This window comes from Acinetobacter sp. YH12156 (assembly GCF_013418235.1).
In the GTDB taxonomy this organism is placed as follows: Bacteria; Pseudomonadota; Gammaproteobacteria; order Pseudomonadales; family Moraxellaceae; genus Acinetobacter; species Acinetobacter pseudolwoffii.
This window is the reverse complement of record NZ_VPCL01000002.1, coordinates 337,776-352,602: the sequence shown is the minus strand read 5'-3', so window position 1 is coordinate 352,602 and position 14,827 is coordinate 337,776. Positions and strand designations below refer to the sequence as shown.

The 14,827-nt window shown below is 44.7% G+C and carries 14 protein-coding genes; 9 read left to right on the top strand and 5 right to left on the bottom strand.

Going from position 1 to position 14,827, the window contains the following annotated elements; all coding sequences use genetic code 11:
* Positions 1-32 precede the first annotated feature (32 nt).
* Together FTU87_RS04615 and FTU87_RS04610 are read right to left on the bottom strand one after the other, a co-directional pair.
* The gene (locus FTU87_RS04615; protein ID WP_005095504.1) at positions 33-1,031 is read right to left on the bottom strand and encodes a hypothetical protein; all 999 of its coding nucleotides are present in this window, start codon (positions 1,029-1,031) and stop codon (positions 33-35) included.
* A gap of 274 nt (positions 1,032-1,305) precedes the next feature.
* On the bottom strand, positions 1,306-1,551 hold the full coding sequence (locus tag FTU87_RS04610) for a SlyX family protein (protein WP_005095502.1): 246 nt from the start codon (positions 1,549-1,551) through the stop codon (positions 1,306-1,308).
* Between the two features lie 33 nt (positions 1,552-1,584).
* Between FTU87_RS04610 and FTU87_RS04605 the strand changes: the two genes are divergently transcribed.
* Together FTU87_RS04605 and FTU87_RS04600 are read left to right on the top strand one after the other, a co-directional pair.
* On the top strand, positions 1,585-3,483 hold the full coding sequence (locus FTU87_RS04605) for an ATP-binding cassette domain-containing protein (protein WP_005095500.1): 1,899 nt from the start codon (positions 1,585-1,587) through the stop codon (positions 3,481-3,483).
* A gap of 109 nt (positions 3,484-3,592) precedes the next feature.
* Positions 3,593-4,528: a lauroyl acyltransferase gene (locus FTU87_RS04600; RefSeq protein ID WP_180096739.1), complete on the top strand. Its 936-nt coding sequence runs from the start codon at positions 3,593-3,595 to the stop codon at positions 4,526-4,528.
* Between the two features lie 55 nt (positions 4,529-4,583).
* Here FTU87_RS04600 and FTU87_RS04595 read toward each other — a convergent pair whose 3' ends face one another.
* Positions 4,584-4,904 carry a GNAT family N-acetyltransferase gene (locus FTU87_RS04595; protein WP_257220457.1) on the bottom strand — a complete coding sequence of 107 codons (321 nt, stop codon included), beginning with the start codon at positions 4,902-4,904 and terminating at the stop codon, positions 4,584-4,586.
* 377 nt (positions 4,905-5,281) lie between these two features.
* Complete coding sequence (locus FTU87_RS04590) at positions 5,282-6,412, bottom strand: endonuclease/exonuclease/phosphatase family protein (protein WP_005095492.1); 1,131 nt, start codon at positions 6,410-6,412, stop codon at positions 5,282-5,284.
* Between the two features lie 188 nt (positions 6,413-6,600).
* Between FTU87_RS04590 and asd the strand changes: the two genes are divergently transcribed.
* The 5 genes from asd (at position 6,601) to truA (ending at position 12,717) form a co-directional block, all read left to right on the top strand.
* On the top strand, positions 6,601-7,719 hold the full coding sequence (gene asd, locus FTU87_RS04585) for an aspartate-semialdehyde dehydrogenase (RefSeq protein WP_100329275.1): 1,119 nt from the start codon (positions 6,601-6,603) through the stop codon (positions 7,717-7,719).
* A gap of 123 nt (positions 7,720-7,842) precedes the next feature.
* On the top strand, positions 7,843-9,438 hold the full coding sequence (locus tag FTU87_RS04580; protein ID WP_180096738.1) for a hypothetical protein: 1,596 nt from the start codon (positions 7,843-7,845) through the stop codon (positions 9,436-9,438).
* A gap of 67 nt (positions 9,439-9,505) precedes the next feature.
* The gene (locus FTU87_RS04575; RefSeq protein ID WP_180096737.1) at positions 9,506-10,888 is read left to right on the top strand and encodes a fimbrial protein FimV; all 1,383 of its coding nucleotides are present in this window, start codon (positions 9,506-9,508) and stop codon (positions 10,886-10,888) included.
* Between the two features lie 47 nt (positions 10,889-10,935).
* On the top strand, positions 10,936-11,904 hold the full coding sequence (locus FTU87_RS04570) for an asparaginase domain-containing protein (protein WP_180096736.1): 969 nt from the start codon (positions 10,936-10,938) through the stop codon (positions 11,902-11,904).
* A 15-nt stretch (positions 11,905-11,919) separates the two neighbouring features.
* Complete coding sequence (gene truA, locus FTU87_RS04565; RefSeq protein WP_180096735.1) at positions 11,920-12,717, top strand: tRNA pseudouridine(38-40) synthase TruA; 798 nt, start codon at positions 11,920-11,922, stop codon at positions 12,715-12,717.
* Between the two features lie 90 nt (positions 12,718-12,807).
* Here truA and FTU87_RS04560 read toward each other — a convergent pair whose 3' ends face one another.
* On the bottom strand, positions 12,808-13,815 hold the full coding sequence (locus FTU87_RS04560; protein ID WP_005172840.1) for an AraC family transcriptional regulator: 1,008 nt from the start codon (positions 13,813-13,815) through the stop codon (positions 12,808-12,810).
* A 230-nt stretch (positions 13,816-14,045) separates the two neighbouring features.
* Between FTU87_RS04560 and infA the strand changes: the two genes are divergently transcribed.
* Together infA and FTU87_RS04550 are read left to right on the top strand one after the other, a co-directional pair.
* Complete coding sequence (infA, locus tag FTU87_RS04555; protein WP_001284370.1) at positions 14,046-14,267, top strand: translation initiation factor IF-1; 222 nt, start codon at positions 14,046-14,048, stop codon at positions 14,265-14,267.
* Positions 14,268-14,416: 149 nt separating this feature from the next.
* The gene (locus FTU87_RS04550) at positions 14,417-14,797 is read left to right on the top strand and encodes a hypothetical protein (RefSeq protein WP_180096734.1); all 381 of its coding nucleotides are present in this window, start codon (positions 14,417-14,419) and stop codon (positions 14,795-14,797) included.
* Positions 14,798-14,827: the final 30 nt, after the last annotated feature.

The following is a 14,827-nucleotide window of genomic DNA, read 5'->3' as shown; positions in this document are numbered from 1 at the left end:
CACAATATAAAACGCAAGTTTGCACGATAAAATTAATTCAAGAACATTTCATGACTATATAAAACTTCGTGACCATTCCAGTAAATATAACCCTTCTCGATCAGCTCCTTCAGCAGCAAGCGAATGTCCGATTTTGGAAATAACTGTTCCAGTAAATCACGTAACTCATAAATGTCTTTGGGTTTATCGCCCTGCAATTCACGCAGTTTACGTGCGACTTCCAGTTGCACCGGATCAATCCGGTTAAAGTTTTTAAACAGGTCTTGCTGGGCTGACTGGATCGGAGTTTGCAATGCTTCAACTGGAGCATCATCAACTTTGAGCCGGGACATGACCTGATCCAGTTTTGGATTTTCAAGCGGATCTTGTTCATCCAGATTGAGCTGTAGCCACTGTTTCAGGACTTTTTTACGGAAGCTGATCTGCTCATCATAGCGTTTGACAATTTTCAGGTTAATCAGCATGCCGACCACATGCTGGGCCTTCACGGGCATGACGTGCAGAATATTGGCAACTGAATTTTTTAAGGTTTCCAAGGTATTTGGCTTACCACTCATTTTCCCTAGAGCATCACAGTACTTTTTCACCAGTTGCAAGGCCGGTTTGTTGCGGATCGCCTCCAGACTAGGCAGGTAATTTTTAACATGCTCTGCTGGAATAGAGACTTCATCGGGCTGAATCTGAATCAGGCTACATTTAATATCAGAGGCTTGCAGCATCTGCTGCAACATCTCGCTGCTGTCCATCGCCGAGATCAACTCGACTTCGGTTTCCGGCTCCAACAACGCCATCAGCTGACCGACAATGACCGCATATTCATATTCTTTCTGGGGCGATTCAGGTGTATCCAGAATGATGATCTGTCCACTCGCAATCCAGCCGGCCAGCTCGGTTAAATCCTCTAAGGAGAATTCAAATGTTCCGGCACAATTAAACAGATACAGGCTGGAATAATGCGTCACAATTTCACGCAGTAACTTGGCCGTCGGAAAATTATTTTCGAGGTCGAGTAGAACAACTTTTGGATGCATGGGACAAGCTTCTGAAATGTACCTGAAAGCCAGTATTAGAGTAGGAAGTGAGTGAAAGGTCAAATAATTTCATGGTGAATATTCAGGTTGCAGCGGATTTACCAGATTCCAACCGAGTGGAAGATTACATATTTGATCTTGCTGCAAGCAGGTCAGAAATCGCTAGATTCCAGGCTGAGAGCTGATTAAATGAATCGAATCATCGGTGAAATAGCAGCTGTAATAAAAAAACCCTTATCGCATATAAGGGTTTTATTAAATGATTGCTTGCAAATTAATAATGTGGCGGACGATCAGCAACTGGATCAAAATCCGCAATTCCTTCAGAGCGGTCTGAGGACTCAACACGTTGATATAACAGGCTCATTTGCTTTTTCAGATCGGCAATTTCCAGAGTCTGTTTAGCCACCTGATCATTCAACTGTTCAACTAAATCGTCTAAAAATGCAATTCGCACTTGCAAATCTTCAATGGGTGCGGAAAATGACGCCTGATCATTTAGATTTTGTTGTTTAGTCATTTAAAGTCCTCATTGGGGATTTCAGGAAACATTATGGCCTATATTACCCTTAGGGATGTCCAACTTGCGTTTGGTGGACCCGCCCTGCTCAACGGCGCGAATTTTAACTTGGAGCGCGGCGAACGAGTGTGTTTGATTGGCCGTAATGGTGAGGGTAAGTCTACCTTACTTAAGCTGATTGAAGGAAGTTTACTGCCGGATAGCGGCGAAGTTTCATTACAAAATGGCATCACGATTTCGATGCTGGCGCAAGATGTACCGATGGACTCAGGCCGAGTGGCGGATATCGTGGCTGACGGTGCCGGTGAAGCGTCGGAAGTTTTGCGTGCCTACCATGCAGCCAGTGAAGCCTGTGTGCTGGGCGATATGGACGCTTGTGACCGCATGGGCAATCTGCAACACAAAATGGACCAGCTCGATGGCTGGGCGCTGGAAACCAAGGTCAATTCGATTTTAAGCAAAATGGGGCTGGACCCAGATGCAGATCTTGCCGATTTGTCGGGTGGTCGTAAGCGTCGTGTCCTATTGGCACGTGCCTTGCTGACTCAGCCAGATGTCTTATTACTGGATGAACCGACCAACCATTTAGATGTTGAAAGTATCGAGTGGCTGGAAAAATTCCTGCTCGATCAAAACAATTTAACTCTGTTATTCATTTCGCATGACCGTGCCTTTGTCGATAGCATCGCCACCCGTATTGTGGAACTGGATCGTGGTCAATTGCGCAGTTATGAAGGTAACTATTCACGTTACTTAGAACTCAAAGCCATGCAAATGGAAGCTGAAGAAAAGCAGAATGCGCTGTTTGATAAAAAGCTGGCGGAAGAAGAAGTCTGGATCCGTCAGGGCATCAAAGCACGCCGTACCCGTAACGAAGGTCGTGTTCGCGCTCTAAAAGCACTGCGTGAAGAATCCAAAGCGCGCCGTTCGCAACAAGGTAAAGTGGCGATGGCGACTCAGGATGCCAACCGTTCCGGCAAACTGGTCTTTGAGATTGAGAACCTGAGTGTGAAATTCGGTGACAATGCACCGATCATTAACAACTTCTCGGCACTGGTTTTACGCGGTGACCGTATCGGTCTGGTCGGTGATAACGGTGTCGGTAAAACCACACTGATTAAAGCCATTCTGGGCGAGCTTGAGCATGGCGGCACGGTGAAAACCGGTACACAGCTGGAAGTAGCCTATTTCGACCAACTGCGTAATGCACTGGATCTGGAAAAGTCGGTCAAAGATAACGTTTCTGAAGGCTCTGACCACGTGGATGTGAATGGTAACCGTCGTCATATCTATAGCTATTTACAAGACTTCCTGTTCTCGCCAGAACGTGCACGTACCCCAGTCAAAGCGTTGTCTGGTGGTGAACGCAACCGTATCTTGCTGGCGAAACTGTTGCTGAAACCATCGAATCTGATTGTGATGGATGAACCAACCAACGATCTGGATATGGTGACCCTAGAGTTACTGGAAGAAATGCTCGGTGGCTACAAAGGCACCTTGTTATTGATCTCGCATGACCGTGCCTTTATGGACAACGTGGTGACCTCAACTTGGGTCTTTGATGGTAAAGGCAATATCGACGAATATGTCGGTGGTTATCAGGATTATCTTGAACAGCGTCCGGATCAAACCGTGGTCGATCAAAAAAGTGCCGTGAAAAAAGCCATGGCCAAAGCTGAAGCCGCACCCGTTGCTGCCAAAAAAGTCAAACTCAGCTACAAAGATCAACGCGCGCTCGAGCAACTTCCGGCTGAAATGGAAGCGCTGGAAAAAGAGCAAGCCGAGATCAATACACAACTGGCTGATGGCTCTTTATTTGTCAGTGATTCCGATAAAGCCATGCAACTGTCTCAGCGTTTATCAGAAATTGATGAACTGTTACTGGAAAAATTAGAACGTTGGGAAGAGCTGGATAACCTTAGCAACGGCTAAATATTCCACGAGTATTTGCTCAAGCATCTGTATTCGTACAGATGCTTTTTTTTATTTCAAGAATCTTCTCTGTTAGACTGCACTTAATCTTTTAGCCCTATATTGTTCTATGAGTACCCAGCCTGCATATCAACCCGGCGAATTTCAATGGTCATTCCTGTTACCTCGATACTGGGGCAATTGGCTGGGTATTATTTTCCTGATGATTTTGGCGATTTTACCATGGGCCATTCAGTATCGTCTGGCCTATCTGCTGGGCCATCTGTCTTTTAAGTATCTGCCCTCACGTCGCGACACCACACTGCGCAATCTGGAAGTCTGTTTTCCTGAATGGTCTGCCGAGCAAATACAGGACAATGCGCGTCAGGTTTTTATCGATCAAATGCTGGGGGTTTTTGAAACCTTAAATGCCTGGTACAGTCCGAAATGGTTTCAGGATCGCGTCAGTATTGAAGGACTGGAACATATTCAGAATGCTCAAGCCGAAGGCCGGGGTATGCTGTTACTAGGCACGCATTCGACCTTACTGGATGCTGGTGGATATCTGTGTGCACAATATTTTGAACCGGATGTGGTGTATCGCCCACAGAATAATCCACTTTTGGACATGCTGATTTACCGTTGTCGCGCCACGATTTATGCCCATCAAATTGATCATGATGATATGCGCGGTCTGGTACGTAATCTGAAAAAAGGCCATGCAATCTGGTACAGTCCGGATCAGGATTATGGTTTAAAACAAGGGGTGATGGCACCTTTCTTTGGTGTACCGGCGGCAACCGTCACCGCGCACCGTCGTTTACTGAAAATGACCAAAGCTGCCGCGATTCCTTTATATTTCTATCGTCATGGCGATATCAAAAATCCACGCTACCATGTACTGATTGAACCGACACTGGAGAATTTTCCTAGTGAGAATGAAGTCGAGGATGCTACTCGCGTGAATCTGATAATTGAACAGCAGCTACGCATCGCACCGACCCAATATATGTGGTTCCACCGCCGTTTTAAAACTCGCCCTGAAGGTTATAAGGAAATTTACTAAATCTGTTTGATCCCGGACTTTAAATCGCTACAGCTCCTACAGTTTAAAATCCTGTTCATGATCTGTACCTTGATAGATCTACATAGCTTCCGTTAGTCCCGCACGCGTGAAGCCTAAAGCCTGATAAAATTCCTATTGTCTGCTGATCGGCCACTAAAATCTGCTGATGAAATCCTGAATAATATTGCAGCATACTTTGCATGATCCGCCGACCAATGCCTTGTCGTTGCCAGTCTAGACCAACCAATAAATGCGGGAAATACACCCCCAGAGAGCCATCTGAAATCGCATTCGCCAGTCCGACCAGCTGACCATTTATACGTGCAGTGACCAGACCATGGATTGGCACGATAGAGCTGAAGTATTTCTGATCCATTCACTGAGTCATCACTGGCAATAACATTTTCCATTCTGCACTGTAAAAATATAGCTTTAAACCTAAAATTATCTTTAACAATCAATTAAATATTTAAAAAAATTCATCCTAAAAATAATTTAACCCGAGTTCTACATCCTGTAAAACCCGGGTTAATGAGGTTGTGCTTTCATCTATTATAATTGGTTCTATTTTTTGTGATTTCCCTTTCAGCATCATATCCATGATGTTTTCATTCAGCTTCGTCTTCCTTATGAGAATATCCTTTCTCGACTCCCTGTGCTGATAAACCTAGAATACCTGGATTGCTCATGATTGCCCATCCGCAAGAAGCGCAAACTGATGTAAGCAATCTCTTACACTTTTCTCTTAAAAGGTTAAGAAATTTTGCCGCCATCTTTATAAGCCATGGCAATTTCATCGGTCACCATTTTTTCCTCTTTCTCTGCTTTTTGAATCCCCTCTTCTATGGCCTCTTGTGCTTCCTGCTCATCTTCATCGGTTTGCTCCAATTCTTCCTGAATATGCTCAAAGACCCGACCAGTTTGTAAAACCAGAAAGACCGGAAAATGATCAGAACCGATATGGGGCAGACGCTCCATATGGACCAGAGCAAAATCGGTACTGTGAAATACGTGATCGAGCGACCAGCGAAAAAAAGGATAATCTGCATGAAAGGTGTTTACATAATGACGTCCGACGCGTGGATCCAGCAGTCCGCTAATGCGCTGAAACAGCCGCGTAGTACGAGACCAGGCCACATCATTCAGATCCCCCATGACGATGCAACTTTCATCTAAATCTTTGATCTGATCCCCGACAATTAACAATTCCGCATCACGTAAAGTAGAATCCTTGGCTTCAGTTGGGCTCGGTGGTTTCGGGTGCAGACAGTGCAGCTGCACCGGCTGTCCCGAGCCTAAAATCACTGTGGTATGAATGGACGGAATCTCGTCACTTAAAATAAACTTGACCTGGGTATTACGAAGTTCCAGTTTACTATACAGGTGCATGCCATACAGGTTATCCAAGGGCACAGGCACACGATAAGGATAATCTGCTTCAATCACCGACAGTTCATTTTGCCAGGTTTGATCCGTTTCCAGCGTTAACACCAAGTCTGGCTGATGGGTCTGGATCTGTTCAATCAATCGATGATATTGAGTATTGGTGGTCAGTACGTTCGAAACAATCAGGGAGATTTGCCGCTGCGGATCCAGTTGATCCTGTTTGACCTGCTTGACCTGTTTTTTCCAGATAAAGGTATAGGGCAATACCATTTTTAGCTGATAAGCCAAAGCCGCAATCAGGGCCACAAAAATCAGCTGATTCAAGACAGTCCAGGGATGTTCCACCACCAAAAACAGCACAAAGGCAATAAAGCCCAAGACCAGAATTTGTAAGCGTGGAAAATCCGCACCTCGAATCCACCATTCATCGCGTGGGATCAGTGACCAGAAACTTAACCAAATGACAATGATTGCCACAATTTGGATAACCCATATCATAAAGCGTGCTCTTAATTAAGTTATTATTTTTTCTGAAAGAAAAATGACGTTATCAATTTTGTATGTATCATAAAGCAGATATTTCGCTCAAGAATATTGATGTTTTGATTGTGTAGCACTTGCAGTTGAGTCCCTTTTTGATACACTCGAATCCCTTTAGAATTTTTAACGCACCGAGGCAAAGTGACATGAGAGTAGGTCTGGTCGGTTGGCGCGGGATGGTCGGTTCCGTCCTAATGCAACGTATGGTTGAAGAGAATGATTTTGCTCATTTTGAGCCATTTTATTTCTCTACCAGTAATGCAGGCGGTGAAGCGCCAGCATTTGGTGGTAAGACTGCCCCAGCACTTATGGATGCATCAGATATTAACAGTCTGAAGCAGATGGATGTCATTATTACCTGTCAAGGTGGCGACTATACCTCTGAGGTTTTCCCAAAACTGAAAGCTGAAGGCTGGAATGGTTACTGGATTGATGCAGCATCGACCTTACGTATGGATGATGAAGCCATCATTGTACTTGATCCGGTCAATATGCATGTGATTAAAGACGGTTTGGTAAAAGGCACCAAAACTTTTGTTGGCGGTAACTGTACGGTTTCCTTGATGTTGATGGGTCTAGGTGGTCTGTTCCAGAATAATCTGGTGGAATGGGCAACGTCTATGACCTATCAGGCAGCGTCTGGTGCGGGTGCGCAAAACATGCGTGAACTGATCAGCGGTATGGGTTATTTATACAATAACACCAAAGAATTACTCGATGATCCACGCTCTCCAATTCTGGATATCGATTCGAGAATTGCTGAATTACAACGCGGTGAAGGCTTCCCATCCAGCAACTTCGGTGTGCCTTTGGCCGGTTCACTGATTCCTTATATCGACAAGCAACTGGAAAGCGGCCAGTCGAAAGAAGAGTGGAAAGGCCAGGTTGAAACCAACAAGATTCTGGGCAACCAGCAGATCGTGCCGATTGATGGTCACTGTGTGCGTATTGGTGCCATGCGTTGCCACTCTCAGGCATTGACGCTAAAACTGCGTAAAGACGTGCCTCTGGATGAAATCGAAGACATCATTGCACGTGCCAATGACTGGTCTAAAGTGGTTCCGAATACCCGTGAAGCCTCGATGACTGACCTGACTCCAGTTGCAGTGACAGGTACCTTATCGGTTCCAGTGGGTCGTCTGCGCAAGCTCAACATGGGTAAAGAATACTTGGGTGCATTCACTGTCGGTGACCAATTGCTTTGGGGCGCTGCTGAACCATTACGCCGTATGCTGCGCATCCTGATTGATTATAAAAACGTTTAATATCCCGAGATGGATATAAAACAAAAAGCCGATCTTTATTGATCGGCTTTTTTATGTAACTATTGCGTAAGTATTTTACAAAAAAGAAACATCCCGTTAATCTATAATTTTCGCTATGCGATAATGACTGAGCTCACAATTAAGATGACTGTATATAACAAATTAAAGCTTGCCATTTTAGCCATTGTTGCTTCACAGAATATTTATGCGATTAACGTAGATCCGGTTCAGATCCAGTCTGCGCCTGGAGAGTTACTCTATGCTGAAATGACCTTTCGACAATCTGATATGAATTTACCGATTGAGGTGAGTCTGGCTTCGCCTGAAGATTTAATCTCGATGGGTGCATCACATCAACCGCCTGGTCATCTGAACTTTTTCACCCGGCGTAGCACTAATGGCACCGGAGTCATTACCATTACATCGTCTCGACCAATAACCGATCGGGAACTGAATATCATTGTCAAAATTAAGGAAGGCAATGCTGCACGTTTGCAACATATCCGCACGCCTTTGCAAGCGAAAACCGATTTATTAAAAGCCAGTCTAAAACAGAATGAACGCCCACTTACGCCAGTTGTCATGGTCAGTGAAAAAGATATTGCTTTAAACCTGCCAGTGACTACCCATTATAACAGCTCTCCAGCCACTTCAAATAAGCAACCGGTTTTAGAAAAGCCGCTGGCTGTGCAACATGTTAGTCCGCCGACATTGTCTAGCAGTTCAATTCCTCAAGCTACACTCGCGCCAGCAGCACCATCGATTCCGGCGCAATCTATCGCTCCTACAATTAAAAGCGAGTCTGTAACTGCTGCCAATACTCAAACTACGGTTAAAACTCCAGCATCGGCCACTTCAGATTCAACACATCATACTTCGCAGCCGATTCCCTCCCCGCCTGTTGCTACAGTAAAACCAACGCCGGCACAGTCTGTATCTGCAAATACGCCAGCGAGCAAGTTATCAGCAGATCATATTTCTCCAGAGCAAAATAAAGTATCTATGCAAAAACCGGCTGAGACTGGTTCTGAACATCAAAGCGCTTCCAGCGATCCATTGGTCAAGAAATTTGCCGAGGAACAGGCCAGAAAATCGGCTGGCTCAACTCCTCCTGTACAGACCCCAGCTCCAATTACAACAAAAGTTACACCAGCCAAGAGTGCCTCAGCCCAAGCTCAACCGACTTATATGGTTCAGTCCAATGAGTCGCTGTGGGGAATCGCATCACGAATTGCAGCAGAACAGCAACGTCCGGTTAATGAAGTGATGCAGCAAATCAAGCAAAACAATGAACATGCCTTTATCGGAGGAAATGCCAATCGTTTACGTAAAGGTGCAGCACTGAATTTAGCTATGATGAGTACTGTAACTGCTCCGATCAAAGTCACCGCCGCCAAGCAGACACAGGCACCTTCTCAGCCTGCTACCAAAACTAAATACCGTCTGAATCAGGCTGAAATGAGTCTGGTTGCTGAGAACCAGCACGATTCCGGACAGCTTTCTGCAAACCAGAACACAGAACACAATCAAACATCGAAGGAATTGTCATTAAAAGTTATGACAGCCCGAGAAAAAACCGTTAAATTACAGAGAAACGTAACCGAATTAGAATTGGCACTCAATCAGAAGGATCACAGAATTCAATTATTAAATGCGCGTCTGGCCCAGCTGCAACAACAGCTTAAAGCCCAACAAGCAGATAAGAAGCCAGTTAATTAAAAGTTACACATGACGATTTATTGGGATGAGTGAACATTGAATACACTCTATCCTCAAGGGGTAAAACATGCTGATTTATGTGATTCCATTAGTGATATTGATCATCGTATTAATTGTCGTCAAAAAACGACAAGATGCTCAAGAATCAGATAAAGCAAAAACTAAAACTGTAAAAGCGAAAAAACCTGGCTCTGCTTCAAAAACTGCCCCACAAAAAACCAAAGTAGTTGAGCCAGTCGGGGTCGCAAAAAAATCAGCAGCGCCATTATCCGCAGAAACGCGTAAAAAAATTGAAGGCCTGATTCAGGAACGTAATTTCTTCGCGGCTGAGGCCCAGATTAACCAGGCACTGAATCGCGACAATTCCCAGCATGAGCTCTATCTTTTGCTATTAGATATTCATATCTTACAAAAAGATGATTTTGCCATTACACAGCTGATCAATCATATTCGGGCGCTGAGTATTGACGATATACTCGCTCAGGCTGAAGAGAAGAGAACTGTTTACGAAAAGATAAAAGAGACTGAGACCAAGCAAGCCTCTCTACCTGCAACCCCTACATCTGATACAACTGATTTTGATGCTCTGACACAGTCTGTACGCTCTGAAGATACAAAATCTGATTTGATCTTTGAGCAGTTACAGCAAGAAATTACACCGGTAAAAGAAGAACAGGCGCCTCTTGAGTTCAATTTTACACCTGGCACTCGATCTGCATCTCCAATAGAGAAAAAGACGAGTCTCGAAGAGAGCAATAGCTTTGATTTCAATTCTACGAGTAGCTTTACTAAAGACACCCCTACTGAGCCAGCATCAAAAGCTAGCAATGAAGTTCAGTTTGACTTTGAATCTCTTAAAGTTGAGACAGCAACACCAGAGGTTGTTTCTTCTATCACACCGAATAGTCCAGAAACAGATTTTAATACCCAGATTGGCAAGAGCCAAATTCCTAATTTCGATCTCAAATTAGAGGTCAATAATGAACAGTTACCAACCACCACTGAAGAAATTACACCTCTGGATTTCTCATTTTCTATAGAAACTCCAGCGCCTGTCGCCGAAAAAACCTCAGAACCAGCAATTGAGTTTGATCTGTCTAGTCTTTCTGCTGCTGCACCTGTGAGTGAATCTGCGACACAGACAGACCTTTCATCAGGCTTAGACTTTAAATTAGATCATACAGAAACTAAACCTGCTGCAACAGGTGTTACTTTCGACATTCCTGCTACACCAGTTCAAACAGCAACAGACCAGCATGATCCACTGGTACAATCTTTCCCGGAATTACTGGACATCAATGAGGCCAGTCTGAGTCTGGATCTTGCGCAGCAATATATTCAGCTCGGTGCCTATGTTGCCGCACGTGAGATCATTGCAGAGCGAGAAGCTGAATATACGGCCGAGCAACAGCAACGCGCAGAGCAATTACTGAATCAAATCGCATCTTGATGCATTTCGATTTACACTAAAGCAGTCAAGGGTTGGCTGCTTTTTTTATGATGAAAAATATTGCATTAATTTATATGGGTGGCACATTCGGCTGTGTCGGCGATCCACTTGCCCCGATGTCTGCGGATTTATTTATTCCCAAGCTCGAACAGATACTTGCAGACCAATATTTCGTTGAATGCCACCGCGCACCAACCATTAAAGACAGTAGTGCCTGTACAGCCGCGGACTGGCTGCAATTGGTGCAGTTTATTCAAGAACTGCAATCTCGAAAGATCCAATATTTTGTGATTATTCACGGTACAGATACGCTGAGTTATGCCAGTGCAGTCCTGGCACATTTTCTCGGCAACTCGGCACATGTGGTACTGACTGGTAGTCAATATCCGCTGCTGAATGCTCAGGGCAATGAGCAGCGCGAATTTAGTGATGCGCTGGATAATCTGAGATTCGCCCTAGATTCTGTCAGCATGTGTACCGCAGGGGTCTATCTGGCTTTTCATCATCAACTGATACATGCCCAGACGGCACTCAAACAGCATACCACCGAGTTAAATGCCTTCTCAGGTCTTGAGGCCAATATTGCAATCCAAACCAGTCAACAATGTTATCAAATCGAAGCTGAAGATATTGCAAAAGCGGCTGGGTTTAACTGCATGAGCATCATGATGCAGCCGGTTGATCTGACCCCGCAGCTGAATAACCTGAACAACCTCTTGGCTCGACCACCACATTTTTTATTTCTGCAAGGTTTTGGCACTGGCAACCTGGCGGTCAATGACGCCATGATTGCTCTCATTGATCAACTGTATGAGCAGGGCTGTATTTGCGTATTAACCACCCAAGTGCCTTTTGGTGCGACGGATCAGCGCTATGCCATTGCTGAATGGGTGAATCACTGCAAAATTTTGCTGAATGAAAGTTATGGACATGCTGATCTGTATGCAAAAGCCCTGAAAATGTATTTACAATACGACACTGTAGAGCAATGGCATCGTCATTGGTACGATCAATAAGGTTTTGAGGTCATTATGCAGCGTTTTGCGGTGGGAATTGAGTTTTGTGGGATGCATTATCGGGGATGGCAGACTCAACAGCCGGGAGTTGCAAGCGTACAGGAAACCATTGAAAAGGTCCTGAACAAAGTTGCCGATCAACCGATTCTCTTGCATGGTGCCGGCCGTACCGATGCGGGGGTACATGCGACCAATATGGTGGCGCATTTTGATACGGATGCCGTGCGTTCTGAACGTGGCTGGCTAATGGGCTGCAATAGCCAACTCCCTAAAGACATTTCGATTCAGTGGATCAAAGAAATGGATCACAGCTTCCATGCCCGTTTTAAGGCACAGGCGCGTCGCTACCGCTATGTGGTCTACAACCATCCTGTGCGACCTGCCTTGCTGCATAAACAGGTCACACATGTCTATGCTCCACTCGATATTGAACAGATGATGCTGGCTGCGAAAAAGTTTGAAGGTACACATAATTTTGAAAGCTTCCGTGCTGCAGCTTGCCAATCCAATCAACCGGTGCGCCATGTCAGCCACTGCCGTCTGATTCAGCATGGTCAATATCTGGTACTGGATATTCAGGCCGATGGCTTTCTGCATCATATGGTGCGTAATATCATGGGCTGCCTACTGGAAATTGGTCAGGGCATGTATGCTGCCGATCATATTGATAGTATTTTCGCGGCCGAAGACCGCAAAGCTGCTGGCGTGACTGCGCCTGCCGATGGTTTATATTTTATTCATGCCGACTATCCGGAGCAGTTTGAATTGCCTAAATTACCGTTGGGGCCACATTGGCTGAATCTGCCGGAATAATTTTTAAATTTTTTAGAATATTTACCTCCCCTAACTCCTTCTGAAAGGAGGAGAATTCCTCCCTTTTTAAAGGGAGGTTAGGAGGGATTTTTAACGCTGCTTGCGTTTCCGATATTCCACTGGCGTTTCATTGGTCCAGCGTTTAAAGGCACGATAAAACGTACTTGGTTCCGAGAATCCGGTCAGATAGACAATTCTTTCAACACTTTCAGTGGTACTCGCCAGCAAACGCTTGGCCAGACGACAGCGATAATCCGACAGAATCTGTTGAAAGCTGGTATGTGCTTCACTCAGTTGTGTTCTTAGGCGGCGTGGCGTGATGTTTAGCTGTGCAGCTACAGTTTCCAGTGTGGTTTCGCCACTTTCCAAAGTAGAGCCAATCGCACGACGAACTTCACCGACCAGATCATAACGCGCCAGTTCCTGCAGTTTTTCAATTGCAAGCTGCTCATGTAATTGTAAAAGCTCTGGTTCAGCCTGCCACAGCGGAAACTCTAAAATACTTGGATCGAAATAAAGTCGGGTTTCTTTTTGACCTAAGCTGACCGGACACTCATAAACCCGGAAATATTCCTCGTCAGGAGCACCTTTGGAAAAATTAAAATCGATATAAATCGGTTCAAAACGTCCTTCGGTAATAAATTTAAAGAAACGCAGTACACCCGACATGGCACACTCGGTAAAATGACGATTGACCAGACTTTCAGCAAAAGGCTGCTCGCCATTGGTTAAATAGCAGCGATCATCTTCGATCACCAACTTGGCAGCAAAGGCATCGCTGATCAGTCGTTGATAGGCCAAGGCACGTTTCAGTCCCTCACCAAAATTTTCAGATGAAACAAACAGGTGTTCAATCACCTGACCACGATACAGTGGTAAATGTTCGCCCAGATGCAAACCAATATCCGGGTCCTTACTGACTTCTTCAGCTGCCACCCAAAAGGCATACTGGGCACTCAGCGGCGTACGGTCATTGGCCTCGACCTGATTTAAAGCAACTCCTGCTTTGGTCAAAAGTTCTTCTGTCGGCAAACCCGCACGACGAATCGCCTGATAGCCCAAACGCAATACGACTGATGCATCCGTTAGCTGACTCACTCAAAAGCCTTCCTTGTATGTACTTCATTTATACTTAAAAAGATTAATTTTAGATTAACTGCGATTGACCAAACTGACAACAGAAACCGACATTTTTTAGTTAAAAAGTTTATCCTGATCGTTCGCTTATTTTACTGACAGATGATCAGTCTAACGCCCGTTTCACCTTGTATTTTGCAAAAAAATTGACTATAATTTGCGCCTTTCCAATTTATTCATTCAGGTAGGCTATGGCCAATAAAGAGGAACTCATCGAGTTCGAAGGCGTTGTCACCGAGACGCTTCCTAATACTATGTTCCGTGTACGTTTAGAGAACGGTCACGAAGTGATTGCCCACATCTCTGGTAAAATGCGTAAACACTATATCCGTATTTTAACTGGCGACAGTGTAAAGGTTGAAATGACACCTTATGATTTGACCAAAGGTCGTATCACCTATCGTGCACGCTAAGTTTTAGCGCAAGCAAAAGCCACTTTTAGTGGCTTTTTTATTGCTTTAATTTTTTATTGCTTTAATTTTTTATTGAACAATAAAATAATTTGACACTGAACTATAAACTCACGACTATTCATTTAATTAAAATAACATGTCTAAAAACCATGAATATGAAGTGCTTAGTCCTGCTGTGCAGCTTAATCCTCGTCGCCTGTGCCACAGGCGGCAAACATCACCTAAATCAGTCGCTACAACACTATGTCGGTCAAACTGCCGCACAGGTTCGCAGCCAGCTTGATCTGAGTGCAATGGGATTTAAAACCGCCCAGCAACCGATTCAGACAGCAGAGTTTCTCAGCTATACTATTTTTCGGGATATGAATATTCCGATGGGCACACCGAATATTAGTCAGAGTATCTCGATCGGTGCACCAATGCCTACGCCCTCAAATGGCGGTTATAACATCGAGATGAAATGCCAAATCCGGTTTGAGCTGAAAGATGAAATTGTCCAATCCGTTCACTATACCGGCAGGGCTTGCTAAGCTGTCATCCTGTAGTCCAATTTCTTTGAT

Bases quoted from the DNA above. Each gene is read 5' to 3' on its own strand.
- FTU87_RS04605 (WP_005095500.1), top strand. From the start codon at position 1,585: ATGGCCTATATTACCCTTAGGGATGTCCAACTTGCGTTTGGTGGACCC.
- FTU87_RS04590 (WP_005095492.1), bottom strand. From the start codon at position 6,412: ATGATATGGGTTATCCAAATTGTGGCAATCATTGTCATTTGGTTAAGT.
- FTU87_RS04600 (WP_180096739.1), top strand. From the start codon at position 3,593: ATGAGTACCCAGCCTGCATATCAACCCGGCGAATTTCAATGGTCATTC.
- FTU87_RS04550 (WP_180096734.1), top strand. From the start codon at position 14,417: ATGAATATGAAGTGCTTAGTCCTGCTGTGCAGCTTAATCCTCGTCGCC.
- FTU87_RS04580 (WP_180096738.1), top strand. From the start codon at position 7,843: ATGACTGAGCTCACAATTAAGATGACTGTATATAACAAATTAAAGCTT.
- FTU87_RS04615 (WP_005095504.1), bottom strand. From the start codon at position 1,031: ATGCATCCAAAAGTTGTTCTACTCGACCTCGAAAATAATTTTCCGACG.
- asd (WP_100329275.1), top strand. From the start codon at position 6,601: ATGAGAGTAGGTCTGGTCGGTTGGCGCGGGATGGTCGGTTCCGTCCTA.
- FTU87_RS04575 (WP_180096737.1), top strand. From the start codon at position 9,506: ATGCTGATTTATGTGATTCCATTAGTGATATTGATCATCGTATTAATT.
- truA (WP_180096735.1), top strand. From the start codon at position 11,920: ATGCAGCGTTTTGCGGTGGGAATTGAGTTTTGTGGGATGCATTATCGG.
- FTU87_RS04570 (WP_180096736.1), top strand. From the start codon at position 10,936: ATGATGAAAAATATTGCATTAATTTATATGGGTGGCACATTCGGCTGT.
- FTU87_RS04610 (WP_005095502.1), bottom strand. From the start codon at position 1,551: ATGACTAAACAACAAAATCTAAATGATCAGGCGTCATTTTCCGCACCC.
- infA (WP_001284370.1), top strand. From the start codon at position 14,046: ATGGCCAATAAAGAGGAACTCATCGAGTTCGAAGGCGTTGTCACCGAG.
- FTU87_RS04595 (WP_257220457.1), bottom strand. From the start codon at position 4,904: ATGGATCAGAAATACTTCAGCTCTATCGTGCCAATCCATGGTCTGGTC.